This window comes from Streptomyces sp. NPDC006393, assembly GCF_040628575.1.
In the GTDB taxonomy this organism is placed as follows: domain Bacteria; phylum Actinomycetota; class Actinomycetes; order Streptomycetales; family Streptomycetaceae; genus Streptomyces.
Genome location: NZ_JBEXZD010000042.1, coordinates 36,941 through 61,813 on the forward strand (window position 1 = coordinate 36,941; position 24,873 = coordinate 61,813).

General features: G+C 70.6%; 27 protein-coding genes and 1 pseudogene. 10 read left to right on the plus strand and 18 right to left on the minus strand.

Annotated features, from left to right (window positions below; genetic code table 11):
- Nucleotides 1-156: 156 nt before the first annotated feature.
- Both ABZ484_RS19280 and ABZ484_RS19285 read left to right on the plus strand, forming a co-directional pair.
- Nucleotides 157-351 (plus strand): annotated as a pseudogene (locus tag ABZ484_RS19280) (alpha/beta fold hydrolase); the annotation flags it as partial.
- Nucleotides 352-362: 11 nt separating this feature from the next.
- Complete coding sequence (locus ABZ484_RS19285) at nt 363-896, plus strand: alpha/beta hydrolase (protein ID WP_358867118.1); 534 nt, start codon at nt 363-365, stop codon at nt 894-896.
- Between the two features lie 165 nt (nt 897-1,061).
- Here ABZ484_RS19285 and ABZ484_RS19290 read toward each other — a convergent pair whose 3' ends face one another.
- The 3 genes from ABZ484_RS19290 to ABZ484_RS19300 are packed head-to-tail and all read right to left on the minus strand — an operon-like array spanning nt 1,062 to nt 3,181.
- Nucleotides 1,062-1,355: a DUF1330 domain-containing protein gene (locus ABZ484_RS19290; RefSeq protein WP_358867091.1), complete on the minus strand. Its 294-nt coding sequence runs from the start codon at nt 1,353-1,355 to the stop codon at nt 1,062-1,064.
- 33 nt (nt 1,356-1,388) lie between these two features.
- The gene (locus ABZ484_RS19295) at nt 1,389-2,822 is read right to left on the minus strand and encodes an MFS transporter (RefSeq protein ID WP_358867092.1); all 1,434 of its coding nucleotides are present in this window, start codon (nt 2,820-2,822) and stop codon (nt 1,389-1,391) included.
- A complete protein-coding gene (locus ABZ484_RS19300) occupies nt 2,819-3,181 on the minus strand; it encodes a MarR family transcriptional regulator (RefSeq protein WP_358867114.1) in 363 nt (120 codons plus the stop codon). The genes ABZ484_RS19295 and ABZ484_RS19300 overlap by 4 nt, the downstream gene beginning before the upstream one ends.
- 122 nt (nt 3,182-3,303) lie before the next feature.
- On the opposite strand from ABZ484_RS19300, the gene ABZ484_RS19305 reads away from it, so the two are divergent.
- From ABZ484_RS19305 to ABZ484_RS19335, 7 genes are all read left to right on the plus strand, one after another.
- Entirely contained in the window at nt 3,304-3,486 is a 183-nt protein-coding gene (locus ABZ484_RS19305) for a hypothetical protein (protein ID WP_358867093.1), read from the plus strand.
- A gap of 84 nt (nt 3,487-3,570) precedes the next feature.
- Nucleotides 3,571-3,945, plus strand: a complete 375-nt coding sequence (locus ABZ484_RS19310) for a VOC family protein (protein ID WP_358867094.1) — start codon at nt 3,571-3,573, stop codon at nt 3,943-3,945.
- A gap of 115 nt (nt 3,946-4,060) precedes the next feature.
- Complete coding sequence (locus tag ABZ484_RS19315; RefSeq protein WP_358867095.1) at nt 4,061-5,173, plus strand: fatty acid desaturase family protein; 1,113 nt, start codon at nt 4,061-4,063, stop codon at nt 5,171-5,173.
- A complete protein-coding gene (locus ABZ484_RS19320; protein ID WP_358867096.1) occupies nt 5,160-6,494 on the plus strand; it encodes a PLP-dependent transferase in 1,335 nt (444 codons plus the stop codon). The genes ABZ484_RS19315 and ABZ484_RS19320 overlap by 14 nt, the downstream gene beginning before the upstream one ends.
- The gene (locus ABZ484_RS19325) at nt 6,491-7,228 is read left to right on the plus strand and encodes a gamma-glutamyl-gamma-aminobutyrate hydrolase family protein (protein WP_358867097.1); all 738 of its coding nucleotides are present in this window, start codon (nt 6,491-6,493) and stop codon (nt 7,226-7,228) included. Before ABZ484_RS19320 ends, ABZ484_RS19325 begins: the two co-directional genes overlap by 4 nt.
- On the plus strand, nt 7,225-8,364 hold the full coding sequence (locus tag ABZ484_RS19330; RefSeq protein WP_358867098.1) for a homoserine O-acetyltransferase: 1,140 nt from the start codon (nt 7,225-7,227) through the stop codon (nt 8,362-8,364). Before ABZ484_RS19325 ends, ABZ484_RS19330 begins: the two co-directional genes overlap by 4 nt.
- An 82-nt stretch (nt 8,365-8,446) precedes the next feature.
- Nucleotides 8,447-9,154 carry a hypothetical protein gene (locus ABZ484_RS19335; protein ID WP_358867115.1) on the plus strand — a complete coding sequence of 236 codons (708 nt, stop codon included), beginning with the start codon at nt 8,447-8,449 and terminating at the stop codon, nt 9,152-9,154.
- On the opposite strand, the gene ABZ484_RS19340 is transcribed toward ABZ484_RS19335, so the two are convergent.
- The 12 genes from ABZ484_RS19340 to ABZ484_RS19395 all read right to left on the minus strand — a co-directional run bounded on the left by ABZ484_RS19340 (nt 9,110) and on the right by ABZ484_RS19395 (nt 20,175).
- On the minus strand, nt 9,110-10,534 hold the full coding sequence (locus ABZ484_RS19340; RefSeq protein ID WP_358867099.1) for an MFS transporter: 1,425 nt from the start codon (nt 10,532-10,534) through the stop codon (nt 9,110-9,112). The genes ABZ484_RS19335 and ABZ484_RS19340 overlap by 45 nt on opposite strands.
- Before the next feature lie 70 nt (nt 10,535-10,604).
- Nucleotides 10,605-11,957, minus strand: a complete 1,353-nt coding sequence (locus ABZ484_RS19345; protein WP_358867100.1) for a UDP-glucose/GDP-mannose dehydrogenase family protein — start codon at nt 11,955-11,957, stop codon at nt 10,605-10,607.
- A gap of 128 nt (nt 11,958-12,085) precedes the next feature.
- On the minus strand, nt 12,086-12,649 hold the full coding sequence (locus ABZ484_RS19350; protein WP_358867101.1) for a thioredoxin family protein: 564 nt from the start codon (nt 12,647-12,649) through the stop codon (nt 12,086-12,088).
- 13 nt (nt 12,650-12,662) lie between these two features.
- On the minus strand, nt 12,663-13,121 hold the full coding sequence (locus tag ABZ484_RS19355) for a VOC family protein (RefSeq protein WP_358867102.1): 459 nt from the start codon (nt 13,119-13,121) through the stop codon (nt 12,663-12,665).
- Between the two features lie 38 nt (nt 13,122-13,159).
- Nucleotides 13,160-13,480 (minus strand): putative quinol monooxygenase, encoded by a 321-nt coding sequence (locus ABZ484_RS19360; protein ID WP_358867103.1) that lies wholly within the window; start codon nt 13,478-13,480, stop codon nt 13,160-13,162.
- Nucleotides 13,481-13,530: 50 nt separating this feature from the next.
- Nucleotides 13,531-14,712 (minus strand): hypothetical protein, encoded by a 1,182-nt coding sequence (locus tag ABZ484_RS19365; protein WP_358867104.1) that lies wholly within the window; start codon nt 14,710-14,712, stop codon nt 13,531-13,533.
- Nucleotides 14,713-14,774: 62 nt separating this feature from the next.
- Nucleotides 14,775-15,239 carry a VOC family protein gene (locus ABZ484_RS19370; protein WP_358867105.1) on the minus strand — a complete coding sequence of 155 codons (465 nt, stop codon included), beginning with the start codon at nt 15,237-15,239 and terminating at the stop codon, nt 14,775-14,777.
- Nucleotides 15,239-16,477, minus strand: coding sequence for a hypothetical protein (locus ABZ484_RS19375; RefSeq protein ID WP_358867106.1), 1,239 nt, complete (start codon nt 16,475-16,477; stop codon nt 15,239-15,241). The genes ABZ484_RS19370 and ABZ484_RS19375 overlap by 1 nt, the downstream gene beginning before the upstream one ends.
- On the minus strand, nt 16,477-16,842 hold the full coding sequence (locus ABZ484_RS19380) for a cupin domain-containing protein (RefSeq protein ID WP_358867107.1): 366 nt from the start codon (nt 16,840-16,842) through the stop codon (nt 16,477-16,479). The genes ABZ484_RS19375 and ABZ484_RS19380 overlap by 1 nt, the downstream gene beginning before the upstream one ends.
- A gap of 32 nt (nt 16,843-16,874) precedes the next feature.
- Nucleotides 16,875-17,774 carry a 4-hydroxy-tetrahydrodipicolinate synthase gene (gene dapA / locus ABZ484_RS19385; RefSeq protein WP_358867108.1) on the minus strand — a complete coding sequence of 300 codons (900 nt, stop codon included), beginning with the start codon at nt 17,772-17,774 and terminating at the stop codon, nt 16,875-16,877.
- 180 nt (nt 17,775-17,954) lie between these two features.
- A complete protein-coding gene (locus tag ABZ484_RS19390) occupies nt 17,955-19,127 on the minus strand; it encodes an alanine--glyoxylate aminotransferase family protein (protein WP_358867109.1) in 1,173 nt (390 codons plus the stop codon).
- A gap of 247 nt (nt 19,128-19,374) precedes the next feature.
- Nucleotides 19,375-20,175, minus strand: coding sequence for a helix-turn-helix transcriptional regulator (locus ABZ484_RS19395; RefSeq protein ID WP_358867116.1), 801 nt, complete (start codon nt 20,173-20,175; stop codon nt 19,375-19,377).
- A 156-nt stretch (nt 20,176-20,331) separates the two neighbouring features.
- Here ABZ484_RS19395 and ABZ484_RS19400 point away from each other — a divergent pair, with 156 nt between their 5' ends.
- On the plus strand, nt 20,332-21,795 hold the full coding sequence (locus tag ABZ484_RS19400) for an MFS transporter (RefSeq protein WP_358867110.1): 1,464 nt from the start codon (nt 20,332-20,334) through the stop codon (nt 21,793-21,795).
- 106 nt (nt 21,796-21,901) lie between these two features.
- Here the strand turns inward: ABZ484_RS19400 and leuA are convergent, their stop codons facing one another.
- From leuA to ABZ484_RS19415, 3 genes are all read right to left on the minus strand, one after another.
- Nucleotides 21,902-23,689 (minus strand): 2-isopropylmalate synthase, encoded by a 1,788-nt coding sequence (gene leuA / locus ABZ484_RS19405; protein WP_358867111.1) that lies wholly within the window; start codon nt 23,687-23,689, stop codon nt 21,902-21,904.
- Between the two features lie 204 nt (nt 23,690-23,893).
- Nucleotides 23,894-24,604, minus strand: a complete 711-nt coding sequence (locus tag ABZ484_RS19410; RefSeq protein WP_358867112.1) for an IclR family transcriptional regulator — start codon at nt 24,602-24,604, stop codon at nt 23,894-23,896.
- 92 nt (nt 24,605-24,696) lie between these two features.
- A partial coding sequence (locus ABZ484_RS19415; protein ID WP_358867117.1) for a methionine adenosyltransferase domain-containing protein occupies nt 24,697-24,873 on the minus strand: 177 nt, incomplete at its 5' end.

A 24,873-nucleotide genomic window follows, 5' to 3' on the forward strand; every position in this document is an offset into this window, starting at 1 on the left:
CCGAGCGGATGGAGGTACTCGCGCATGCCCGTCCCGATCGACAGCCACACCCTCGTGGTCAACGGCCGGCGCCTGCACTACCTCGTCGCTGGTGAGGGGCCACCGCTCGTGCTGCTGCACGGCTGGCCGCAGCACTCCCATCAGTGGCGCCGGGTGATGCCCGTCCTCGCCGAGCGGTTCACGGTGCTCGCCCCCGACCAGCGCGGCGCCGGCGCGTCGGCCAAACCGATCGCGGCCGGCTATTCCAAGCGGGAGCTCGCGAAGGACCTGCGCGCGCTCACCCATGAGCTTTTCGGCGACACCCCGATACGCGTTTGCGGCTACGACCACGGAGGCGGCGTCGCCTACCAGTACGCCGCGATGTGGCCGGCCCTCGTCGAAAGCTTTGCTTCCTCGAGTTCGCCCTGCCCGGCTTCGGCTACGAGAACGAGTTGCAGCCACGGCGAGGGTGGGACGACTCATGGCAGATCGCGGCGTTCACGGTACCCGAGGTCTGCGAACGGTTCTTCGTCGGTCGCGAACGCGAGTTGCTCGCATGGTACTTTCACCGGTTCGCCGACAACCCGTATGCCGTCTCCATGGACGACTTCGAGGTCTACGTGCGCACACTGCAACTCCCCAACGCGCTGCGTGCCGGCATGCAGTACTTCGCCGCCGTCTGGGACGACACGGACGACAATCGAGAGGCCGCCAAGACGCCCCTGACCATGCCCGTACTCGCCGTCGGCGGCGAACGTGGTATCGGCCCCCACGTCGAAGAGTCGATCTCGCGCGTCGCCGACGACGTCCGCGGCGTCCTCCTTCCGGGTGCGGGCCACTGGCTCACCGACGAGCGCCCGGACGAGCTCGCCGGCCTCCTCCTGGACTTCTTCACCCACGACGACACCGGCAGCTGACGTAGCCGTTCTTCCGGCGGATCACTCAGGTCGGTGTGCTCGTGTCTGGCCTCCGGAGACCACGATGAAACATCTGACACGCGGATCAGACGCTCACTTGAAGGTTTGGGTTCAGGGGCTGTCCGGCCCGGCCCCAAGCTTCAGTGAAGACCGACCGGACCTCGGTCAGTCGATGCCTTCGACGATGCGGAAGTCGCGCTCGACGCCGTCGGAGAGGGCGAGCAGCGCCTCCTGGTAGGCGGCACTCTCGTACGCCGCGACGGCCTGCTCGAAGCTGTCGAACTCGACCAGGACGGTGCGCTCGGCGATTCCGGCGTCACGGGCCACGACCCGACCGCCACGGACGCGGGTCCGACCGCCCCCGGCCTTGACGGCCGGACCGGCCAGCTTGTTGTAGGCAGCCAGCTTCTCAGGGTCTGAAATGGTGCGGTAGGCGCTGACCCAGTAGCCCTTGGGCATGGAACCTCCAGTGTCGGGATGAGTGCATCTGACTTACGGGTTGGTCTCGGACGAGCGTCGGCGGGCGAGAGCGAGGCTTGTCAGCGTCGTGATCGCCATGGCGCCGATGCCGACCAGCGCCGCGGTGGTGTAGGCGCTGTCGTCGGGGAAGAGGTGGCCGGGGCCGGTGCCCGCGGCGAGGATCAGGCCGCCGATGGCGCTGCCCAGGGAGTACCCGACGCTGCGGACGACGTAGTTGAAGCTCATGGCGCTCGAGGTCTCGCTCTTGGGCGTGACGGCCAGGATGACGCCGGGCATCGCGGCCGAGAAGCCGCCGACGCCGAAGCCGAGCACGCCCATCGCCGCGAACAGTTCGGCCAGCTCCGACCGGGCCGCCGCGAACAGGGCGAACCCGCCGCCGACCACGACGGCGCTGCCGGCCAGGAGCAGGGGGTCGGCGATCCGCGTCCGGACCCGCGGCGTGAGCTTGCCGGCGACGAACCCCAGCACCGAGAACGGGATGAGGACCAGCCCGGCGACGAAGGTCGTCAGCCCGAAGCCGTAGCCGGCGCCGTGCGGCGTCTGCGCGTACCGGGTGATGAGCGTGAGCAGGAGGTACATGCCGATCCCGCCGACGAACATGGCGAGGTTCGCCCCGGCGACCGCCGGGTGCCGCACCGCCCGCACATCGACCAGGGGCGTCGTGCTGCGCAGCTCGATGACGGCCCAGACGCAGAGCAGCACCACCGCGACGACGGCGAGGCCCGCCGCCACGGCGAGGTGCCGGCTCCACAGATTCCGTTCGCCGGCGAGGAACAGCACCAGGAGCAGCGCAGCGGCCAGGACGACCGCGCCTGCCACGTCCACGTGGGCGGAGCGGCCTTCGGGGGCTTCGGGCATGGAGCGCCACGCGGTCAGGAGGGCGGCGACAGTGACGACCAGGCCGAGGCCGTAGGCGGCCCGTACCCCGCCGAGCTCGGCGAGCAGTGCGGCCAGCGGGTAGCCGACGCCGGCCCCGATGATCGAGACCACCGAGATCAGGGCGATCACGGCCGCGCTGCGCTCCTCGGGGAGGTGGTCCCGGGCCACGCCCATCATCAGCGCCGTCAGCCCGAGCCCGACGCCCTGGGCCGCCCTGCCGGCCAGCAGCCATGCGAACGGCAGCGGCAGCACGGTGAGCGCGCTGCCGGCGACGACGACCGCCAGCGTGGCGAGGATCGTGGTCCGCCGGTGCGGGCCGGCTCCGAGCCGGCCCAGGACCGGCGTGGCGACGGCGCCGCTGAGCAGCGCGACGGTCAGCGTCCACTGCGCGCTGCCGAGCGAGACGTGGAAGGAGGTCGCCACGCTGGTGATGAGCGGCGTCCCGAGGCTGGCGACCGCCGCCACGACCAGAGCGATGAACACCAGGGAGGGGACCAGCAGCCGTGCCTCGGAACGCGTCACCGGGAACGCCTTCACCGCGACCCCGTCGACCGGCTGCCCGGTCACTGCTTCGGCCTTTCGCGGTCCTGGCTTTCGAGCTCTGCCAGATGCTTCAGCGCCGGCAGGGCCGCCACCAGCGCTTCGACCTCGTCGCCGGTGAGTTCGCCGATCAACCGCTCGAACGCGTGGACGCCCGCCTGGTGTCGCGTCCGGACATAGGAGGTGCCGGCCTCGGTCAGGCACACCAGTGTGACCCGCTTGTCGGACACGTCGCCCCGCCGCTCGACCAGGCCGGACTCCTCCATCACCCGGACCAGGGCGGTCATCGCGGGCTGGGTGACGCCCTCGATCGCGGCCAGATCGGTGATGCGCCGCGGGCCGGTGCGGTCCAGGGTGGCCAGGGTGGCGGCGGACGTCAGGCTCATGTCCCGGGGCAGGCGTCTCGTGGCCCTGGTGGCCAGGCCGTAGAGGGCTGCCCCGATGGCGGCGGACGCGCCAGGAGTGGTGTCTTGACGGCTCATAGTAGAAGCATAGCATTTTTATATTCATGGTTTATGGAAATGCACTGTGCCGGCTCTACGTCTACGGGCTGCACTCGGGGGCCGAGGGCAGCGTCGAGGAGTTCGTGGACGGTCACCGCGGACGCCGGTGCCGCTACCGCGGCCTCGCGAAGACGTGTCGTCGTTTCGGGGTGCTCGTGCTGGTCGTGGGCGGACCGTCTGCGTTGTAGATCGTCTGGCGGGGCGGTTCGGCCGATGAGTTCGCCGTCCTCGAACGGTCCATCAGCGACACGACCGTTCTCGACAGGAGTGCCATGTCCACCATCCAGCCAGTGATCCTGACTGCCGACCAGGACGTTCTGCTCGGCTTCTATACGGCATTGTTCGGCGCTGAGGAGATCTTCCGGGTGCCGTCGGAAGGCCCGGCTTTCTACCTCGGCCTGCGCATCGGCGACACCGACCTCGGGCTGGTGGCCAAGGCGGACCCGGGGACCGGGGCGGCGCCGCGGATCCTGCTCAGCATCGGTGTCGACGACGTCGACGAGACGCTCGGCCGCGTGGAGGCGCTGGGCGGTTCGGTCCGCAGCGGCCCCAACGACATGCCGTGGGGACAGCGCGTCGCCCACATCCAGGACCCCGACGGCAACGCGGTGAACCTCACTCAGCCGATCCCGGCCCGAGCCCGATGACGCTGTTCCGCGGTGCCGACGCTGATTACTGCGGTGATCCCGGATGATGAGACGCCCCTTTACATGTCAACTGCGGTTCTTCAGTGTTCTGGGTGAGTCATCGAGGGGGTCTTCAATGACATCGTTACCCGCGGGTTCCGCGTGGGCGTACGACGGGCGCCGTTACCGGATGCACCGGTTCCCGGCCGAGGTGGAACAGCGTCTGAGAGCTCTCAACGAACCCGACAACTGGCACACGCTCCTGGCCTGGGCCGAGGACGTGCTGTGGATGGCCCTCTCCGTGGCCGTCTGCGTCTACGGAACCCACTGGGCCTATCCGTTCGCCGCGCTGATCATCGGGGCCCGTCAGCGGGGCCTGTCCACGCTGCTGCACGACTGTGCGCACGGGGTGGGTGTGGCCGACCGGCGACTGCAGATGTTCGTCGGCACACTGCTGACCGCGTATCCGATCTTCCAGCAGCACTACGCGTACAAGCTCTCGCACGTCTTCACCCATCACCCCCGGCTGGGCAGTCCGGACGCCGACCCGGACCTGCGGTTCTTCATCGAGCAAGGCGCCTACCGTAAGTCGGCCCCGGCGTCCTACGTGCGCCGCGTCGTGCTCATGCCGCTGCTGGGCTCACAGACCTGGGCGTACCTGCGGTACCTGGTGCGCAACCGGTATCGGATGCTGCGCACGGGGCAGGGGCGGCCGCAGGACCGTTCACCGGGGCAGCGGCGGAAGAAGGCGCTGGACCGGGCCGGGTTCTGGCTCTTCTGGGGCGCTGTCGTCGGTCTCGCCTGGTACGGCGGATGGCTGACCGGCCTGCTGCTGTTCTGGGTGGTCCCCTATCTGACGTCATTTCAGATCCTCGGCTGGTACATCGAACTGTCGGAGCACACCCCGCTGGTCCGCGACTCCAATGTTGATCTGTACATGACTCGAAATCGCAAGAGCCGCACCTGGGAGAGGTTCCTGACCGGGATCCACAACGACAACTACCACCTGGAGCACCACCTGGATCCGCGCACCCCCTTCTGGAACCTCGGCCGCGCGCGGGAGATCCGGTTGCAGGACCCCGCCTACGCCGCTGTCGACAGCGCGTTCGGTGGCCTGTTCACCCGCGGCCCCCAGGGACAGCCGAGCGCCATGGCGGTCATCGTCCGGTCGATGACCCGCGCCGAGACGGGCGAGCCCGCCATGGCGGCCGCCGGCCCGGTCGGAGGAGGAACAGATGCAGGCCGATGAGAACAGCACTCCCGGGCCGAAGGCATTCGCCAGGGCCGAGTCGGCCGCGGTGCACGGCGGTTGGCAGTCACGGCTGGGCGTCACCCCTCCGGTGGTGACGCCCATCTTCCAGACGGCGGCCTACGAGCTGCCCAGCACCGCCGCCGCGGCCGGGATCTTCGACCTTCTCACGGACGGCCATGCGTACTCCCGGCTGAACAATCCGACCTGTGACGTCCTCGAAGAGCGGATGGCCGCCGTCGACGGCGCCGTCGCGGGACTCGCGGTCGCCTCCGGCCAGGCCGCCATCACCCTCGCCCTCCTGAACCTGTGCCAGGCCGGGGACAACATCATCGCCTCCGACGAGTTGTACGGAGGCACCTGGAACCTGCTGGCGAACACCTTCGCCCGGTTCGGCATCGAGACGCGCTTCGTCAGCCCCGCGGATCCGGCCGCCTTCGGTGCGGCCACCGATGCCCGCACACGCTGCTACTTCGGCGAGACACTGCCCAACCCCCGGCTGAGGCTCTTCCCGGTCGAAGAGGTCGCCGCGCTCGCCGAGACCCATGGCGTGCCGCTGGTCCTGGACAACACCATGCTGCCGTACGTGCTGCGGCCCATCGAGCACGGAGCGCACATCCTGGTGTACTCGGCCACCAAGTACATCGGCGGCCACGGGTCCAGCATCGGGGGCCTCATCCTGGACTCCGGCACCTTCGACTGGGAGCGGCACGCCGCACGCCACCCGCTCATGAACACCCCCGACCCCGCGCACGGCGGCGTCGTGTGGACACGGACCGGCCAGGCGCTGAGCGGCCCGCTCGGCCGCAGCGGTTTTCTGCTCAAGGCCAGGGAAACCCTGCTGCGGGATCTCGGCCCCTGCCTCAGCCCGTTCAACGCCTTCCTGCTGCTGCAGGGACTGGAGACGCTGCCGCTGCGGATGCGCGCCCACGGCGAGAACGCCGCCCGGGTCGCGCGCTTCCTCCACGAGCACCCGCTGGTGGAGCGCGTCCGGCACCCGAGCCTGGCCACGGGCGAGGAAGCGGACCGGGTGCGCCGCCTGCTGGGCGGGAACGGCGGGCCGCTCGTGCAGTTCGAGATCAAGGGCGGACGGGAGGCCGGCAGCCGGTTCATCGAGGCGCTCACCCTGGTCTCCCATGTCACGAACGTGGGCGACGTACGGTCCATGGCGACCCATCCCGCCTCCACCACCCACGCCCAACTGCCCGAGGCACAGCAGCTCGCCGCGGGAGTCACCCAGGGTTCCGTCCGGCTGTCGGTCGGCGTCGAGCACATCGACGACCTCATCACCGATCTCACCCAGGCCCTGCGAGCCGTATGAGCACACCGCTTGTCGCCCTCGCCTGTGTGATGGAGGACGTGGACGGTGTGCCGCACCCCGCCGTGCGGCAGGCGTACGTCACCGCGCTGGAGACCGTCGCGGGCTGCGCCGTGGCGCTCCTTCCGGGTCCCGCGGCCCTGCTGCCCGACGTGCTCGACCGGTTCGACGGGCTGGTGCTGGGCGGTCACGAATCCGACGTCGACCCCGCGCGCTACGGCGGCCCGCCCCTGCCCGGAAGACGGGCACCGGAACGGGACGAACTCGCGCTGTCCACCATTCCGCGGACGATCCGCGCCGGACTGCCCCTGCTCGGCATCTGCCGCGGACTGCAGGAGCTGAACGTGGCCTACGGGGGAACCCTGCGGCACATCGGCGGCCTGCCCCTCGGCGCGGAGCACCGGGAGGATCTCTCGCTCCCCCGGGACGAGCAGTACCTGCCCCGGCACGGCGTCACCGTCGCCGAGGGCGGGCTGCTCGCCCGGACCACCGGACGGCGGACACTGCGGGTCAACTCCCTGCACCAACAGGCGATCGGGGTCCTCGCTCCGGGCCTGCGACTGGAGGCGGCGGCCGCCGACGGTGTCGTGGAGGCGGCGTCCGCCGCGGACGCCTCCGCCTTCTGCCTGGCCGTCCAGTGGCACCCCGAGTGGTACGCCGCGACGGACCCGGTGTCCCGGCAGTTGTTCACCGCGTTCGGTGAGGCGGCCGCCGCACACGCCGGGAGCCGCCGATGACGGCCGTCTCCCGCCATGTCGAGCGAGCCGTGCTCTTCGGCGCCGACCGTCCGCTGCGGCTGCGGTCCGGGCGGACGCTCACCGATGTCCACGTGGCCTACGAACGGTTCGGGCCGCCGGACCCGTCCGGTGAGCGCACCGTCTTCGTCTGCCACGCCCTGACGGGCGACTCCCATGTGACAAGGCACCACTCGGACGACCGTCCCGGCTGGTGGGAGGCCATGGTGGGTCCCCACCGCCCCATCGACACGCGCCGCTTCCACGTCGTGTGCGCCAACGTGCTCGGCGGATGCGCCGGAACCACGGGTCCGGCACCGGATCCGCGGTGGCCGGCACGGGCGCCGTTCCCGCAGATCGAGGTCGCGGACATGGTGACGGTGCACCGCGAACTCCTGCGCCGTCTGGGCGTTCCCCTGCGGCTGTACGCGGTGGTCGGCGGCTCCCTCGGCGGGATGCAGGCCCTGGAGTGGCTCCTGCGGCACCCCCGCGACGCCGGGCGTTTCGGACTGATCGCCACGTCCGCCCGGCTCAGCGCCGACAACCTCGCGCAGAACGCCGTGGCACGGGCCGCCATCCTCGCCGACCCCCGCTTCCGCGGCGGCCGGTACCCGGCCTGCGACCCCCCTGTGACCGGGCTCGGTATCGCCCGGATGGTCGGCCATCTGACCTACATGTCGCAGGAGTCGCTGGAGGCGAAGTTCGGCCGTGACCTGTCCCCCGGGAGGGAGGGCCGGTCGGCCCCGTACACCCTGCCCGGACCGTACGCCGTGGAGCGGTATCTGGAACACCAGGCGCACAAGCTGACCAAGCGCTTCGACGCGAACAGCTATCTGTGTCTGACCGCGGCCATGGACCGGTTCGACCCCTTCGCGGAGCCCCATGACGACATCGCCGCGGCCGACCCGGACGTGTGCGTCCTCAGCTTCCGGTCCGACCGCCTCTTCGGCCTCGACCACAGCCGGTTCATCGCCGAGCGGCTGCTGAAAGCCGGTGTGCGCTGCGCGCATGTGCACGAGGAGTCGTCCCGCCACGGGCACGACGCCTTCCTGAAGGACGTACCCGCCTACCTCGACGCGATGGCGCGGTGGCTCGGCACCCGTGCACGCCCCGCGGTGCCCTCGTCCCCGCACCCATGACCAGGAAGGACGCATGACCTCCACACGCGATGACGACGCCACCGGGTCCGGCGCACGGCCGCCCGGCGGGCCGGAGCGCCGGATGCGCCGGGCCCGCGCACTGCCGCTCGTCCCCGACCGGCCCGTGCGGCGGCTGACGCAACTCCTGCTCGGTCTGTGGCTGTACGGTGCCAGCGACGCGCTGGTGGTTCTGTCCGGACTCGGCGTCGAACCGTGGGACGCCCTCAGCCAGGGCCTGTCGCGCACCATCGGTTTGGGCATCGGGATGTGGACCAACATCATCGGTGCCCTCGTGCTCCTGCTGTGGCTCCCGTTGCGCATCCGACCCGGCCTGGGCACGGTGCTCAACGTCCTGCTCGTCGGTACGGCGATGGACGTGGTGCTGGCCTGGGCCACCGCCCCGGAATCGCCGGGGGCGCGCTGGGCGGTCCTGATCGCGGGTGTCGTGCTCAACGGGGTGGCCACGGGCGCCTACATCGGGGCGGGGCTCGGGCCCGGCCCACGCGACGGCCTGATGACCGGCTGGGCCGCCCGCGGTCACTCGATCCGGGGCGTGCGGTGGGTGATCGAGCTGTCCGTGCTCGTCATCGGCTTCCTGCTGGGGGCCACCATCGGCATCGGCACCGTCGTCTACGCCCTGGCGATCGGACCGCTGGCGCAGGTCTTCATCCCGGCCCTGGGCGTGCGGCGCCGCGAAACCGCCGGCTCCGGGGCCGGGAGCAGGGAAGACGGCGGCCCCGGTCCGCTACCGTCCTCGTCGCGGCCGGACCAGCACGGCGACGCTGTCTGAACCGCTCTGCGGCAGCGCGAGCGCCTCGTTCATCTCCTCCAGCGCCAGCCCGTTGGTGGTGGGCCCGAGCAGCCCGATGTCCACCGCGATCAGGACCAGTGTCACCGCCACCGCGACGAAGAGCACGCCCGGCCCGTGGGCGTCGAGGAAGGGCACCATCATGAAGGGCATGGCGGCCGTGCAGATGCGGGAGACGGAGTACGTCCAGCTCACGGCCGACACCCGGTACGCGGTGGGGAAGATCTCCACCTGGTAGACGTGGTACGCGTTGGAGAACACGTTGCTGACGGCCGTGTACGCCAGGCCCGAGACGATGATCAGCGTCTCGCCGCCGGCGAACCCGAACAGCATGCCGGAGCCGGCCATCGCCAGGGAGGTCGCGACGATCAGGTGTTTGCGCTGGACCCGCTCGATCAACGGGACCGACAGCACCGAACCGAGCGGGTAGCCCAGGAACGTCACCGCGCTGAAGAGCAGGCTGTGGACGATCGAGTAGCCCTTCTCCGCCAGCACCAGCGGTGCCATGGTGCCGAAGCCATAACCGCCGAACGCCTGCAGCAGGTGGAAGACGGCCAGCATGCCGACCCTGCGCCGGTGCACGGGGGACAGACGCGCTTCGTCCCGTGCGCCGGCGGCCGGGGACGCGGCGCGGGGTGCGGTCGGGACCGTCCGCGCGGATGACCGCACCGGCGGCGTGCCTCCCTCCAGCCGGGCCAGCGCCGCCTCCGCCTCCCGGACCCGGCCCACCGACGCGAGCCAGCGCGGGGACTCCACGAGCCGGCCGCGCAGCGCGAGGACGCACAGACCGCCCGCCGCCCCGATCAGCAGCAGCCATCTCCAGCCGTCCAGCCCGAGCGGCTGCCGGGGCTGGAGCCAGCGGGCCATCAGACCCACCGCGGGCACTCCCGTGAAGGCCGCCGTGTACGCCCAGGCCGTCAGCCGGCCGCGGGAGCGGACCGGCAGCAGGTCGCCCAGATAGGCGTCGGCGAGCGGCAGGACCGGGCCGATGCCCAGTCCGGCCAGGAACCGCAGGGCGATCAGCATCCACACGTCCGCGCTGAACGCACCCGCGGCGGAGAACAGGGTGTAGACCGCGACGGCCGCCAGCAACGCCCTGCGTCTGCCGACCCGGTGGGCCACGCGCCCCATGACGAGCACCCCGACGAACATGCCGACGAAGACGGAGGCGATCACCGCCGACGTCTGCGTCTGGCCCAGGCCGTGACGCTCCTTCATCACGGCGGCGAGCATGCCCGACATGAAGATCTCGAACATGTCGAAGAACAGGGCCAGACCCACCGTGGCGATCAGCCGGCGCAGCACCGGTGTCATCGGCAGACCGTCCAGACGGGCCATCAGATCCGGTGGTGCCTCGGCCATCTGGGCCTCCTTCGGGCACAGCGGCGGACCGCGCCGCCGCGTCGTTGACGAAGAGGAAGTGCGTCGGGTCTCAGGCCGCCGGGCCGGACAGCAGCGGGGGGAAGCCCGGGCGGCCCGGCGCTCGCACCGTCCACCCGGCCGCCGACCAGGCGACGTGGTCGAGCGCGTTGCGGCCGTCGACGACGGAGGCGACCGACACCCAGCGGGCGAGCTCGGCCGGGTCCGCCCGGCGGAACTCCTCCCATTCGGTGAGGAGCAGGACGGTTTCGGCCCCGGTCACGGCGGAGCGCATCGAGTCCACGAACTCCAGGTCGGGACGGGCACGGCGGCCGTTGGCCGCCGCCATCGGGTCGTAGACGGCGACCTTCGCCCCCTCCCGGGACACGGCGGACGCCACGTCCAGCGCCGGAGAGTCACGCACGTCGTCGGTGCCGGGCTTGAAGGCGGCGCCCAGCACCGCGACACGACGCCCGGCGAGGTCTCCGCCGACGGACTCGCGTGCCAGTTCGACCACGCGTCGGCGGCTGCGCAGGTTCACCTGGTCGACCTCGCCCAGCAGCGTGCCGACCGCGGTGCAGCCCAGTTCCTCGGCGCGGGCGCGGAAGGCACGGACGTCCTTGGGCAGACAACCGCCGCCGAAGCCGACTCCCGCGCCCAGGAAACGGTGGCCGATCCGTGCGTCATGGCCGATGACCCGGGCCAGCGCCAGCACATCGGCGCCCGCCGCCTCACAGACCTCGGACACGGCGTTGATGAAGGAGATCTTCATGGCCAGGAACGAGTTGGCCGCCACCTTGGCGAGTTCGGCGGTGGCCAGGTCCGTGACGAGGAAGGGCGTACCCGCCTCGAGTGCCGGCGCGTAGATCTCCCGCAGCAGGCCCTCGGCCCGCGCCGACGCCACGCCGACGACGATCCGATCGGGCCGCAGCGTGTCGGTCACCGCCGTCCCCTCACGGAGGAACTCCGGGTTCCAGGCGACCTCCGCCCGGGCCCCCGCCGGAGTCCGGGCGGCGAGCCGCGCCGCCAGTCGCGCCGCGGTACCCACGGGCACCGTCGACTTGCCGACCACCAGACACGGCCGGGACAGACGGGGAGCCAGAGCGTCCGCGGCGGCGTCGACGAAGCGGAGGTCCGCCCTGTCACCGTCCGCTGCCTGCGGGGTCCCCACGGTGAGGAAGTGGACGTCCGCGAAGGCGCCGACCTCGGCGTAATCGGTGGTGAACCTGAGGCGGCCGGTGCGGCAGTGGGTGCGCACCAACTCGTCCAGCCCCGGCTCGTGGAACGGCACCTCTCCGGCGCGAAGCCGGTCGATCCGGTGCCGGTCCACATCGAGGCCCAGCACCTCGAACCCCAACTGCGCGAGGCAGGCGGCGTGCGTCACGCCGAGATAGCCCACGCCGAGCACGGACAGCTTCAAGGCCATGTGTTCGTCGCTTCCTCGTCCTTCGGCGGACCGTGGCGGCCAGGGCCTCTCGTTCGGATCACGCCGGGCTCGCGGGACCCTGGCACCGGACCCCGCTCCCTGATCCGGATCGATCCGGACGAAAGGCTTCAGGCGGGCTCGTTCTCCGGGGACCACTTGATCGAGCAGCCCATGCTCGGGTGGTGCGGCTCGGGCACCGGTTCGCCGGCCAGCACCTGCCGGAGCGCGGTCCGCAGCCGCTCCCCGGTCACCGGCCGGCCGTTGCCGGGCGTGGAGTCGTCGAACGACCCGCGGTAGGCCAGTCGCCGATCGGCGTCGTACAGGAAGAAGTCCGGGGTGCAGGCCGCCCGGTAGGCCCGCGTCACGGACTGGTCCGCGTCGACCAGATAGGGGAAGGACCAGCCCGTGCGGGCCAGTTGGGCGCGCAGTCCCTCCACACCGTCGTCGGGTGACACGCCGGGGTCGTTGCCGCACACCCCCACCACCGCGCACTCGGGGAACTCACCGGCCACTTCGCCCAGCTCCTTCTCCAGGTGCCGGACGAAGGGGCAGTGGTTGGACAGGAAGGCGACGAGCAGGGCCGGTGCGCCGTGGAAGTCCGCGAGCCGGACGTCGCCGTCACCGCCGACGGACGGCAGGGCGAGTTCCGGCGCCGGAGTGCCGAGCGGCACCATGAAGGAGGAGACGGGCATGGTGAGGGACCTTTCAGTGGTTCGGTGAGTCCGAGAGCATCAGGGGGGAGTTCGGGTCCAGGTCGCGGGAGTCGTTGACGACCTCGACGTACATGCCGTCCGGGTCGAGGACGAAGAAGTAGTCGACGAGCGTGCGCCCACGGGCGATCGGCGTCACCTCCCCGATTCCGGCCTCGATGATCTCCGAGCGGGTCCGCTCCAGGTCGGGCACGCTGAACCCGACGTGCTTCACGCCGATCTCCGGAAGGTTGTTGCCCACCTGGAACTCGGGACGCGGCCGGGTGCCGTCGTCGGAGTAGTGGAACAGCTCCAGGACGAAGCCGTCCTCCTTCCGCAGATGGGAGATGGTCAGTGACTTGTCGCTCTTGCTCCACTCGGCGACCAGCCGGAAACCGAAATATCCGTAGAACGACTTCGACGCGTCGAGGTCGCCGACCGTCAGCGCGACGTGGTGCGGCGTGAACGTGGTCAAGGGGCTTCCTGCCTCTCCGTGGGGAAAAGGGGGGCCGATCACACGGGTGTGTCGGTGAGCCGGCCCGCGGTGTGCAGGGGTTCCAGCAGCTCCATCCGGGGGCTGCCCTGGACGTACTGCGCGTGCCGGGCCAGGAACTCGGCGGTCTGAGGGGTGGCACGGTGTTCCCGGAAGGCCTCTCGGTCCCGGTAGATCTCGTAGAAGACGCGGGCCAGGGGTTCGCCGTCCACCCGGTGGACGGCGTACGCCACGAGACCCGGTTCGTTCCGGGCGGCCTCCGTGATGCGCCACTGTGCCAGGGCGTCGAACTCCTCGACGGCCTCGGGTCTCACCTCGAAGCGGGCCACCACTGCGTACACGGGCACTCCTTCTCGGGGTCCGGTCCGGTCACGGACGGCGTGAACGGCCGCTACCGGCCGGAGTCCGTCGCCAGCAGGGGGAAGCCGCCCTCGTAGGAGATGCCCTGCGCGATCTCCTCCTCGTTCGCCGCGATGCAGTCCGCCAGTGCCGACACCCACGGTTCCTCCAGACGGCGGGCCTGCGCGGCGGCCAGGATCTGGCGCAGCGGGTTCACATGCGCCTCGGACAGCCCACGCAGACTGAGGATGTGCTCCTCCGTCACCTCGTGCGGGAAGGAAGCCGGCACCTCGCTGCCGCTCACCCGGAAGTTCAGGATCGTGCGGATGCACTTCTCGCAGCGGCAGCAATTGCGGTCCTTGTGCTCGCCCTGCCAGCACACCCGCAGATTGTCCGCACCCTCCGGCCACAGCCGGGCGAGACCGGCGACCTTCTCGTTGCGGTCGACTCCGGCGGCGTCGTGGTGGATCCGCATCCGTCCGCCGGAGAGCATCGGGTCGGTCACCGGGTTCGAGCCCCACGGCAGCAGCAGCGACGAGTACGGTTCCGAACTGGCGATCAGACCGTGCCGGAACCCTCCGCCGACCAGGGTGAGCACCGAGGTCATGCCGGTCCCGAAGGCGTCCTCCCAGTGGCCCAGGTCACTGTGCCACAGGCTGCGGAAGTTGGTGACGACCGGGATGAGGTCGACGCCCACCTTCTGCAGCAGGGGAGCGCTTCGGTGCCGCAGGCTCTCGTAGGACTCGCGCTCGGTCAGAGGGATGTCGAAGCCGTGCACCATGACCGCGCCGGTCAGTTGGAGGGACTGCCGTCCCGCCGCCTGGGACACATGACGGATCGTGGTGAAGGCGCTGTCCACGCCTCCGGAGAAGGTCTGTACGGCGGACCGGTCGTCGGGGCCCGCCCGGTCGGGCAGCTCCTCCTCGGCGGTGATCGTCACTCGGTGGTACCGCTCGGGGCGCCACTGCAGCCAGGCCGACTGGAACTCGTCGAGGTTGTCCAGCAGCGTGCCGGTCACCCCGCCGCCGACGTGCAGGTCCTCTCCGGTGCGCATGGCGGCGAACAGGGTGGCGAGCACGAACGGATCCATCGTGTCGGTGAGCAGGGACTCGTGCCGACGCTCGATCCGGTACCACAGCCGGTCGGGCGCCGAAGGGTCCGCGTCCCTGGTCACCTCGACGCCGATCTCGACCCACTCTCCGTCGTACGTGCGCGTGGCGGCACTCGTCTTCATGCGTTCGTCCCTCTTCCGGTAGCCGTTGTGCGGTGGGCGGGGTGGCGCGGGGCCGTCGACCCTCACGAGGAGGGCGGCGGCTGGATCAGCTCGACGAGGTTTCCCTCGGGGTCGCGGACGTAGAGGAACCTGGTCCCGCGCGCGGCGGCCGGTTCGTCGACCACGACCGGTCCGCCGACGATCTCGGCTCCCCACGCCCGCAACTCCGCCTCGGCCGCCTCGATGTCGGTGGTGCGCAGGGCCAGATGGCGCAGCCCAGGGGTGTTCGCCGGGGCCCGCTCGTCCCCCGTGGCGCGGTGCCGGTCGTACATGGTCAGCTCCACGACGGTGTCCGCGCCGGGGATCCGCAGATGAACCGTTCGCGCCCGGGCCCCCGGGACACCGACTCCTGCACCGAACACCGGTGTCGTCAGGCGCAGTTCCTTGACGACACTGGCCCGGAACAGTTCTCGGTAGAACGCGGTCATCCGGTCGATGTCCCGTGTCACGACGGCGACGTGGAGCAGTCCGCTGATCTCGATCGGCATCAGACCAGCGCTCCCTCACGCACCGCCCCGGTCTCCGCCTGTGCCGGGAGACGTGCGGCGGACGGGGCGAGCGCGGGCAGCACCTCCGTCAGCCGCTCACGCCGGCAGTGCTCGAGATGCTCCAGGAAGGAGCGTCCGATGCCCGCCTCCAGCCCCATCCGGAACGAGGAGACGACCCACTGCTGGAGCGCGTCCGTGCGCGCGGTGGCCGGAGCCCGGAGCCGGAAGGGGGTCCCCTCGACGGCGGAGGCGATGACCGCGTTGTCGCGCAGCACATCCTCCAGGTCGACCCGCCCGCCGGTGGTCCCGCTCAGCGTCTCGAACGCGTGCGAGATCATCGCCAGCATGTTGTCGTCCTCGGTGAACAGGTGCTTGGCCAGGACGGTGTCGCCGCGGCTGAGGATGACCCCGGCCTTGATGTCCGCGAACTCCTCGCAGATGGGCGTGTAGGTGGCGTGCACCGACAACTGGTCGCGGCAGAACAGGTCCAGACTGCGGACGATCGTCGGATGGCGGAGGTTCGAGTAGTGGATGAAGGACGCGCCGGAGGCCGCCCGCCCCAGCAGCACTCCCTCGCCGAGCCGGAGCCGTTCGCCGTCGTCACCCGCCAGGGCGGTCTCGTCGACATGGTCCAGCGACCGGACCTCACCGATCAGATCCGCTCCGATGTAGAGCTGGTGGGGGATCTCCACCTCGAACACCGTCGGCGAGCCGGAACCGGAGGCGCCCCGGCGGCGCCGACTGTCCGCCCGGCGGTCCTTGGAGAAGTTGGTCACGCACAGCAAGGGGGCCAGATCGTAGCGCGCCACCAGCTCGCGGACCGTACGGTGCACCCGGGAGTGCAGATAGTTGCGCACCAGTACCGCCGACGAGGACGCCAGGACCCGGCCGACCTCGCCGGCCAGGTCGGGCGGCACCAGGAACGGCTTCTCGACGACGAACTTCCGGTACCCGGCACGCCACCACTCCACCAGCGCGGGAGCCAGGTCCCGGCTGGGCAGGCACAGGTCGACGATCGTCGACTCGGGCGGGGTCCCGGCGACCTGGGCCCGGCTCTGCACCACACGCTCGGGCAGCGCGTCCGCCGCAAGAAGGGCGGCGAGTTCGCGGCCCGCCCGTCCGGCGTGGTCGACGAACTGGATCCGCGCCGGGTCCAGCCGGCCCGCACGGGCCAACCGGGAGTAGGCGCGGTAGTGCAGCGAGCCGGCCTTGCCGGCACCGACGACGATGACGTCCATCAGAGCTGTGCCGCCTTCACGTGCTCGACCTCGCCGCGGAAGTCCGCGTCGCCGATGTGGAAGGCGAGATAACGAAGCGTCTCCGTTCCGGTGTTGCTGATGCGGTGTTTCGTGCCCCGTGGAATCCGCACGCACGAGGAGGGACCCAGCCGGTGAATATGGCCGTCGAATTCGACTTCCGCCTCCCCGGAGACGACGAAATAGGTCTCGTCCGTCTTCGGATGATGGTGCAACTGGCCGCCCCGGCCGGGTTCCGCTGTTGCCATCGCGACCCGGACCACCCGGGTGCCGGGGTTGTCCGCCGTGGTGTACAGCAGCGCCCGCGTGACATCACCGCCGTAGACCGACTGGGTCAGGGCGTCCACATCGATCAGGGGGTTCACAAGTCCACCAGCTTTCACAGGAGTTCGCAGGACTTCATGATGGTTTCCAGCTCGGCGACCCGGTCCTCGGGAAGGGGAGTCAACGGCAGACGCGGCCCGCCGACGTCGAAGTGCGCCAGCGAGAACGCCTTCTTCAGCGCGATCGGATTCGTCGCGAAGTAGATCGCCCGGTAGAACTCGGCGAACTTCAGGTACAGATCCCGGGCGGTGACGAAGTCCCCGGCGAGAGCGGCCTTGACGATGGAGCGGCTCTGCCGGGGCATGACGTTCGCGGCGACCGACACATGGCCGTGCCCGCCGAGCAGCATCGCCGGAAGCGCGGTGAAGTCGTTGCCGGACAGGACGACGAAGTCGGCGTCACGGACCAGGTGCAGGACGCGGCGCATCCGCACGATGTCCTGGTTGCCCTCCTTGACACCGACGATGTTGGGGTGGGCCGCCAGCTCGGCCATCTGGGCGGGGGAGGTGTCCACGGTCGTACGGCCCGGCAGATTGTGCATGAGGAGCGGAATGCCGATCGAGTCGGCGATCTTCCGGAAGTACTCGACCAGGCCGCGCTCGGTGGGCGGGTCGAGGTAGGGGGTGAAGGCCAGGACCGCGTCGGCGCCGAGTCGCTCGGCCGCCTTCGCGAGTTCCAGAGTCCGGGTCAGGTTCTCGGTGCCGACGTCCGGGACGACCATGGCGCGGCCGGCTGCCTGCTCCAGGCAGATCTCGGTGATCCGCAGCTTCTCCCGGTCGGTGAGGGCGGCGGCCTCGCCCGTCACACCGTTCGGGCACAACCGTGTCACGCCGTTGTCGATCTGGAAGTCGACGAGCCGGCGCAGCGCCTGTTCGTCCAGGTCTCCGGACGGCTGGAAGGGCGTCAGCAAGGTGGTGTAGGCGCCGATGAAACGGCGGGTGCTCTTACTGATCACGAGGGCTCCTGAGGGTAGGGGGACCACCGCAGCCCGCCGGTACGGCACAACGTGTGCAGGTCGGCGGCGCAGGCAGCGCGGGCCAGGGCAGGAGGGACGGGGTGGGCGGCGGGCGGAGCGGGAAGGGCGGCACGGGGCAGACGACGGTCGGAGCGGCGGAGGAGGAGGGACGGTCGACGTTCAGACGGTCGCGGGGTGCTGCAACCGCGCCCACATCGCGTCGGCCATGGCCGCGGGGGCGGCCCCCGGCTTGTCCGCCAGACCGCGTTCGACCAGCAGGAACTCCAGCGCCGTCAGCACGGGCAGCAGATCCAGAGTCGCCACCGACCCGATGTGCCCGATCCTGAAGATCTTGCCCTTCAACGCTCCCTGCCCGCCGGCGATACGGATGCCGAAGCGGTCGTACAGCTCGTTCACCAGCCCGTCGGTGCGCCCGCCGGAAGGCAGCCGGACCGCCGTCAGTCCGGTGGCCGGCGGGGCGGAGGGGAACAGTTCGAGCCCCATGGCGGTGACGCCGGCCCGGCAGACGGCGGCGGCGTGGGCGTGGCGTTCCCACACCTTCGCCAGACTCTCGGCCTCGATGGCGTCCAGGGCGGCGCTCACGGCGAAGAGAGTGGCGTTGGCGGGAGTGTTCGGCACGGTGCTGTCGCGGGCGCTGGCCCGGAGCACATGGAAGTTCCAGTAGGAGTAACCCTGCGACTGCCGCACGCGCTCCCAGGCGTGCGCACCGACCGCCACGAAGGCCGCTCCCGGAGGGCTCATGAGGCCCTTGTGGGAGGCGGTGACGGCGAAGTCCACCCCCCAGTCGTCCATGTGGAAGGGCTCCACCGCGATGGACGTCATGCTGTCCACGGCGACGCTCGCCCCGAAGCGCCGACCGATCCCGGCCAGCGTCCGCACATCGTGCAGCGCCCCGGTCGACGTCTCACAGTGCGTCAGGAACAGATGCAGCGGCCGGTGGCGTGCCACCTCCTCCTCGACCGCCGCGGCATCGAACGTGGACCCGTCGGGGACCTCGTGCACCCGCACGTCGGCCCCGTAGGTGCGGCACAGCTCCGCCCAGCGCCGGCCGTACTTGCCCGCCGCGAGCACCAGGGTGCGGTCACCGGGCCCGACGACGTTCGCCACCACGGCCTCCATGCCACCGCTCCCGGAAGCAGGCAGCACAAGGATCTGGCCACTGGTGCCGAACAGGCCCTGAAGCCCGCTGTGAATTCTGTCGTAGAGTTTTTTGAATTCAGAGGTCCGGTGATGGGTCAGTTTCGCGATGGACGCCAGTCGCACGCCCAGCGGTACATGGGTGGGCCCCGGAGTGAACATTTCGGCATCGAGCATCGTGATTCCCCCGAGCATGGAAAATCGCGCGTGCTGCAGCGCGACGAAAGAGTGCCGCCCGCTTCTCGTGCTGTGAAAGCGTCGATTGCATGAAGGGTGCTTGCGACACGCAGGACACTGTCATACGGGCGAGACCCCGTGCAATGCCGATGGAACCGCCTCGTTCCACTGAGCGAAAAAGGGCTGGCCACGGCTGTGAGCAGATGAATGCGCCGTGACCGCCCTCGGGGGGATTCGTCCGCTGAGTGGAAAATCCGCCCGTCGGTCAACTCTCCGTCCGGCCCCCGGCGTCGGACGAGAGCAGCCGGCGCAGCCTCTTCGCCGTCTCCGTACCGGGAACCGGGTTGTACAGCACCACCGTCAGGTCCGGCCGCGCCGGCATCCGGAGCTGACTGCTCTCGAAGGTCAGCGTGCCCACCACGGGATGCTCCACCTCGTTCACCACCACACCGGCCGCCCCGACGTCCTGACGCGCCCACAGCCGGTCGAAATCCGGGCTGTCCCGCCTGAGTTCGCGGACGACTCGCCGTACGCCCTCGTCGTCCGGCTGCAGCGCCGTGGCCGCCCGGAACGCCGCGACGACCGCCGGAGCGGCCCTTTCCCACGCCTCGGCGCGCTCGCGGAACACCGGGTCACGGAAGAAGGCCACGAGGCAGTTCCGTTCGGGCCGGTCCGTTCCGAACACGAGCCGCGCCGACTCGTTCCGCGCCACCGTGTTCCAGCAGGAGTCGAGCATGGTCGCCGGATTCGGGCCCCACGCCTCGATCAGCCGCTGGAGCCCCTCGCAGTGGACCACCGCCGGCTTGCTCTCCTGGAGCGGGGGATTGAGCCCGGCCAGCGCGTAGAGATGACGCCGCTCCACGTCGTCCAGTCCGAGCACGCGCGCCACCGCATCGAGCACCTGCGAGGAGACGTTGATCTCCCGGCCCTGCTCCAGCCACTGGTACCAGGACGGAGCGATGCCGGCGAGCACCGCCACCTCCTCGCGACGCAGCCCCGGCGTGCGGCGCCCCGCGGTCTCGGGCAGTCCCACCGCTGCCGGGCTGATGCGCGCACGTCGGCTCATCAGGAAGTCGCGCAGCTCATGCCGGCGACCGATCTCGCGCGTCCTTGGCACTCGCGGTCCTCCCCTTCATCACTTCGGGCCGCCTCACTGGTGGCGTGAACACCAGTGCCGCCACGGACTCCCCGTCCCGCCGGTGACGTCCGGAGGCTTACGGACATGACAACTGCACCTTCATCGACCGGCATCGTCGACGACGAGCAGGCCGCTCGGCCGGCATCCGGCCGGCTCGGCACGCGTGCGAAGCTGGTCCTCTTCGTACTGTGCGCCTCCCAGTTCATCATTTCGCTGGATTTCTCCATCCTCAACGTGGCCCTGCCCGTGCTCGGCCGGGATCTGGACATGAGCCAGGCCGGACTGCAGTGGGCGGTCACCGCCTTCGCCCTCCCGTCCGGTGGCTTCCTGCTGCTCTTCGGCCGGGTGGCCGATCTGCTGGGACGCCGCACCTTCTTCCTCGCCGGTATCGCGGTGTTCACCGCCGCCTCGGTGCTGGCCACGCTGGCCGGGACCTCGGGGCTGTTCCTCGCCGCCCGCGCGCTGCAGGGCATCGGCGCCGCCGCGGTCATCCCGACGGGCATGTCGCTGCTGACGACGATCTTTCCGGAAGGCCCGCAACGCAACAGGGCGCTTGCCGTGAACGGCACCGTGCTGTCCCTGGGCTTCACCATCGGCATGCTGCTGGGCGGCGCCATGACCAGCGGACTGGGCTGGCGTTCCACCATGGCGCTGCTGGCGGTCGCCGGTGTGGTGCTGGTGATCAGCGCTCCGTTCCTGCTGCCGGAGAGCCGCTGCACCCAGCGCCCGCAGATCGACGTGCCCGGGGCGGTCACCGCCACCGGCGGCCTCCTCGCGATCATCTATGCCATGTCCACCGCCGCCGATCAGGGCTTCGGCCGGGCGGACGTCGTCGTGGCCATGGCCGTGGGCCTGCTGCTGCTCGCGGCCTTCGTCGTGGCCGAGTCGCGGGCCCGGCAGCCGCTGGTGTCGCTGCGGCTGCTCCGCAGGCCCACCGTGGCGTTCGGCAATCTGGCCGGTGTCACCACCTTCTCGATGATGAGCTCGGTCATCTTCCTGCTGACCCTCTACTTCCAGGACGTGCTGGGGCTGTCCTCGCTGCGGACCGGCCTGGTCTTCGGCGTGCAGGGCGTGGTGCTGGCGGCCACCGGCATGCTCTCCTCCAGGGTGGTCGCCCGGATCGGTGCGCGGGCGACCCTGGTCGCAGGCCTGGCGGTGCAGGGCGCCTTCACCTCTGTCCTCCTGCTCACCGGAGCACGACAGGGCCTCTGGCCGGCTGTCTCCGCCCTGTGCGTCGCCTCCGTCGGCCACATGTCGGTCGTCGTGTCGTACGGCATCAACGCCACATCCGGGCTGTCCGACGACGAACAAGGCCTGGCCGGAGGCCTCATCACCAGCTCGCAGCAGCTCGGCATCACCATCGGCATCCCCGTCCTCAGCGCCGTCCTGGCCGGCCGGGTCAACGCCTTGCGGGACGCCGGACGGGACACCGAGAGCGCGATGCTCGGCGGGCTCCATCTCGGCCTCGGCCTCGACGCCGCCCTGGTGCTCGCCGCGGCGCTGCTCGTCGGCTACGGCCTGTTCGGCGTCCGGCGCGGACAGGTCTGAGGCCGGTCGGCGGAGGGGCGCCATGCGGAGGGGTGCCATGCGGACGGGCACCGGAACGCGCCCCGGGACACGGGCCGGACGGCACGCGTCCCGGAGCGCGGCGGGATCACCTCCGGAACGCGCGGTTGGCCGCGGACACCAGGGCCTTCATCGTCGCGGTGACGATGCTGGAGTCGGTGCCGACACCCCAGAGCCGCTCATGGCCGATGGCGCACTCGGCGTAGGCGGCCGCCCGGGCGTCATGTCCTTCGGACATGGCGTGCTCCTGGTAGTGCAGGACGCGCACATCCAGGTCCAGCCCGCCCAGCGCCGTGGCGAAGGCGTCGATGGGGCCGTTCCCGACCCCTTCCAGGACGTGCCGGGTGCCGTCCAGCAGGACCTCGGCGACGAGGTTGTTCTTCCCGTCGTCCGAGACGGTGCTGGTGTGGGAGAGCAGCGTGAGCCGGCCCCCGACGGCCGCCTGGCCGGTGCCGTCCTCGGAGCGGGCCTCCTCCACCAGTACGTACTCCTGACGGAAGACCGCCCACAGTTCCGCGGGTGTGACCTCGCCCCCCTGCAGATCGGTGCGCTCCTGGACCACCTTGGAGAACTCGATCTGGAGACCGCGGGGCAGGTCCAGCTGGTGCTCCGTCTTCATGACGTGAGCGACACCGCCCTTGCCGGACTGCGAGTTGACCCGGATCACCGCCTCGTAGTCCCGGCCGACGTCCTTGGGGTCGATCGGCAGATACGGCACCGCCCACGGAAACTCCGCCACCGGGACTCCCGCCGTCCGGGCGTCGCGCTCCAGGGCCTCCAGCCCCTTCTTGATCGCGTCCTGGTGGGATCCGGAGAAGGCCGTGTAGACCAGGTCGCCCCCGTAGGGGTGCCGTGGGTGCACCTCGAGCTGGTTGCAGAACTCCACGGTACGGCGGATCTCGTCGATGTCGGAGAAGTCGATCATCGGGTCGATCCCCTGGCTGAACAGGTTCAGACCCAGTGTCACGAGGCATACGTTGCCGGTGCGCTCACCGTTGCCGAACAGGCAGCCCTCGATGCGGTCCGCGCCCGCCAGAAAGCCGAGTTCCGCGGCCGCCACCGCCGTTCCCCGGTCGTTGTGCGGATGCACGGACAGCACGAGGGAGTCGCGCCGGTCGAGGTGCCGGCCCATCCACTCGATGGAGTCGGCGTAGACGTGCGGCATGGCCATCTCGACCGTGGCGGGCAGGTTCACGATGGCCTTGCGGTCCGGGGTCGGCTGCCACACGTCGACGACGGCGTTGCAGATCTCGGCGGCGAACTCCAGCTCCGTGCCCGTGTACGACTCCGGCGAGTACTGGAAGCTGATGCCGGTGTCCGTGGTGCTCGCGGCCAGATCCGCACAGATCTTCGCACCCCGCACGGCCAGCGCGGTGACCTCGTCGCGCTCCATGCCGAACACCACCCGGCGCTGCAGCGTGGACGTGGAGTTGTACAGATGGATGATGGCGTGGTGACTGCCGCGCACCGCCTCAAAGGTGCGCTCGATCAGCTCGCGGCGGGTCGGGACGAGCACCTGGATCACCACGTCGTCCGGGACCCGGTCCTCTTCGATGATCCGCCGGACGAAGTCGAAGTCGGTCTGGCTGGCCGACGGGAACCCGACCTCGATCTCCTTGTAGCCCATGGCCACGAGCAGCTCGAACATGCGGATCTTGCGCTCCCAGCCCATCGGGTCGATCAGCGCCTGGTTGCCGTCGCGCAGGTCGACCGCGCACCACTGGGGTGCCTTCGTCACGGTCTTCGCCGGCCAGGTCCGGTCCGGCAGGTCCACCGGTGTGAAGGGGGTGTACCGCTCGGCGGGCATCCCGGACGGGCTTTGCCGCGGGAAGGAACCGCGGGCGGCGGACTGCTGCTGACTGCCGGTGAAATGCATTGGGGGAGTGGCTCCTCAGTTGTGTGTCGTCACGGCCGACGACCGCGGGGCAAGCCCAACACCGCGCCGAGGAGGTCGGCCTGGACGGCCCTCGGCGCGGCACATAAGGAGGAGGTTCCACGGGCACACGTCCTGCATCGCTGTCACCCTACAACTACTCTGCGTACGGACCGGTCGTTCCTGTCATCACGCGTGGACGGCGGTTCACGCGCCGACCCAACTGCCTTTGGCGGCTTGGTCGTACGGCACCCGCTCCGTGTGACCCAGCGCGTGCTGCATGCGGGAGGCGGTCTCGGTCAGCACGTCCCACCACCGCTCGACCGCCTCGGGCGCCCGCACGCACAGACCGACGGCCGCCACCGCCGTGCCGTCCTCCCGGACCACCGGTACGGCGACGGTGCGCAGTCCCGGCGCCGTCGGGTCCGGCAGCACCGCGCGGCCCCGTCTGCGGATCTCGGCCAGGCGGTCGTCCGGATCGAGCGCCGGGCCGCCCTGGTGGGCGAGCAGGGCGAGCCCGGCGGCCGACTCGCCGAGCGGTCTGCGCAGTCCGCGGTGGCCCACGGCCGTGCCGTGCCGCCGCGCGCCGAGGTACTCGACGAAGACGGCGTCGGCGCCGTCCCGCACGGCCAGGTGCACCTCCTCCCGCGTCACCTCGTACAGCCTGTGCAGATACGGCATGGCGACATCGCGGACGGAGGCCAGCGGCGAGGCCAGCGAACCGACCTCCCACAGCCGGAGCCCGATCCGGTAGCGGCTGTCGTCGTCCCGTCGCAGGGCTCCCCATGACTGCAGTTCACCCAGGAGGCGATGCGCCGTGGCCGGCGGAATCCCGGTCCGGCGGGCGATCTGCGACAGCGACAGCGCCTGATGGCCCCGGTCGAAGGCGCCGAGTATGGCCAGCGCACGGCTGGTCACGGACGTCCCCATCGCTCGTGTGTTGCCGGCCAACTTCCCCTCCTGAACCCCCGCACCGCTCCGCCGGCCCTCGGACGGACGCATGGCCCGCCTCACAGGCCCGCGGCCTGGCGCAGGGCGTCCACGCGGTCGGTCCGCTCCCACGTGAAGTCGGCCAGTTCGCGGCCGAAGTGCCCGTAGGCGGCGGTCTGGGCGTAGATCGGGCGGAGCAGGTCGAGGTCGCGGATGATCGCGGCCGGGCGCAGGTCGAAGACCTGGTCGATGGCCTT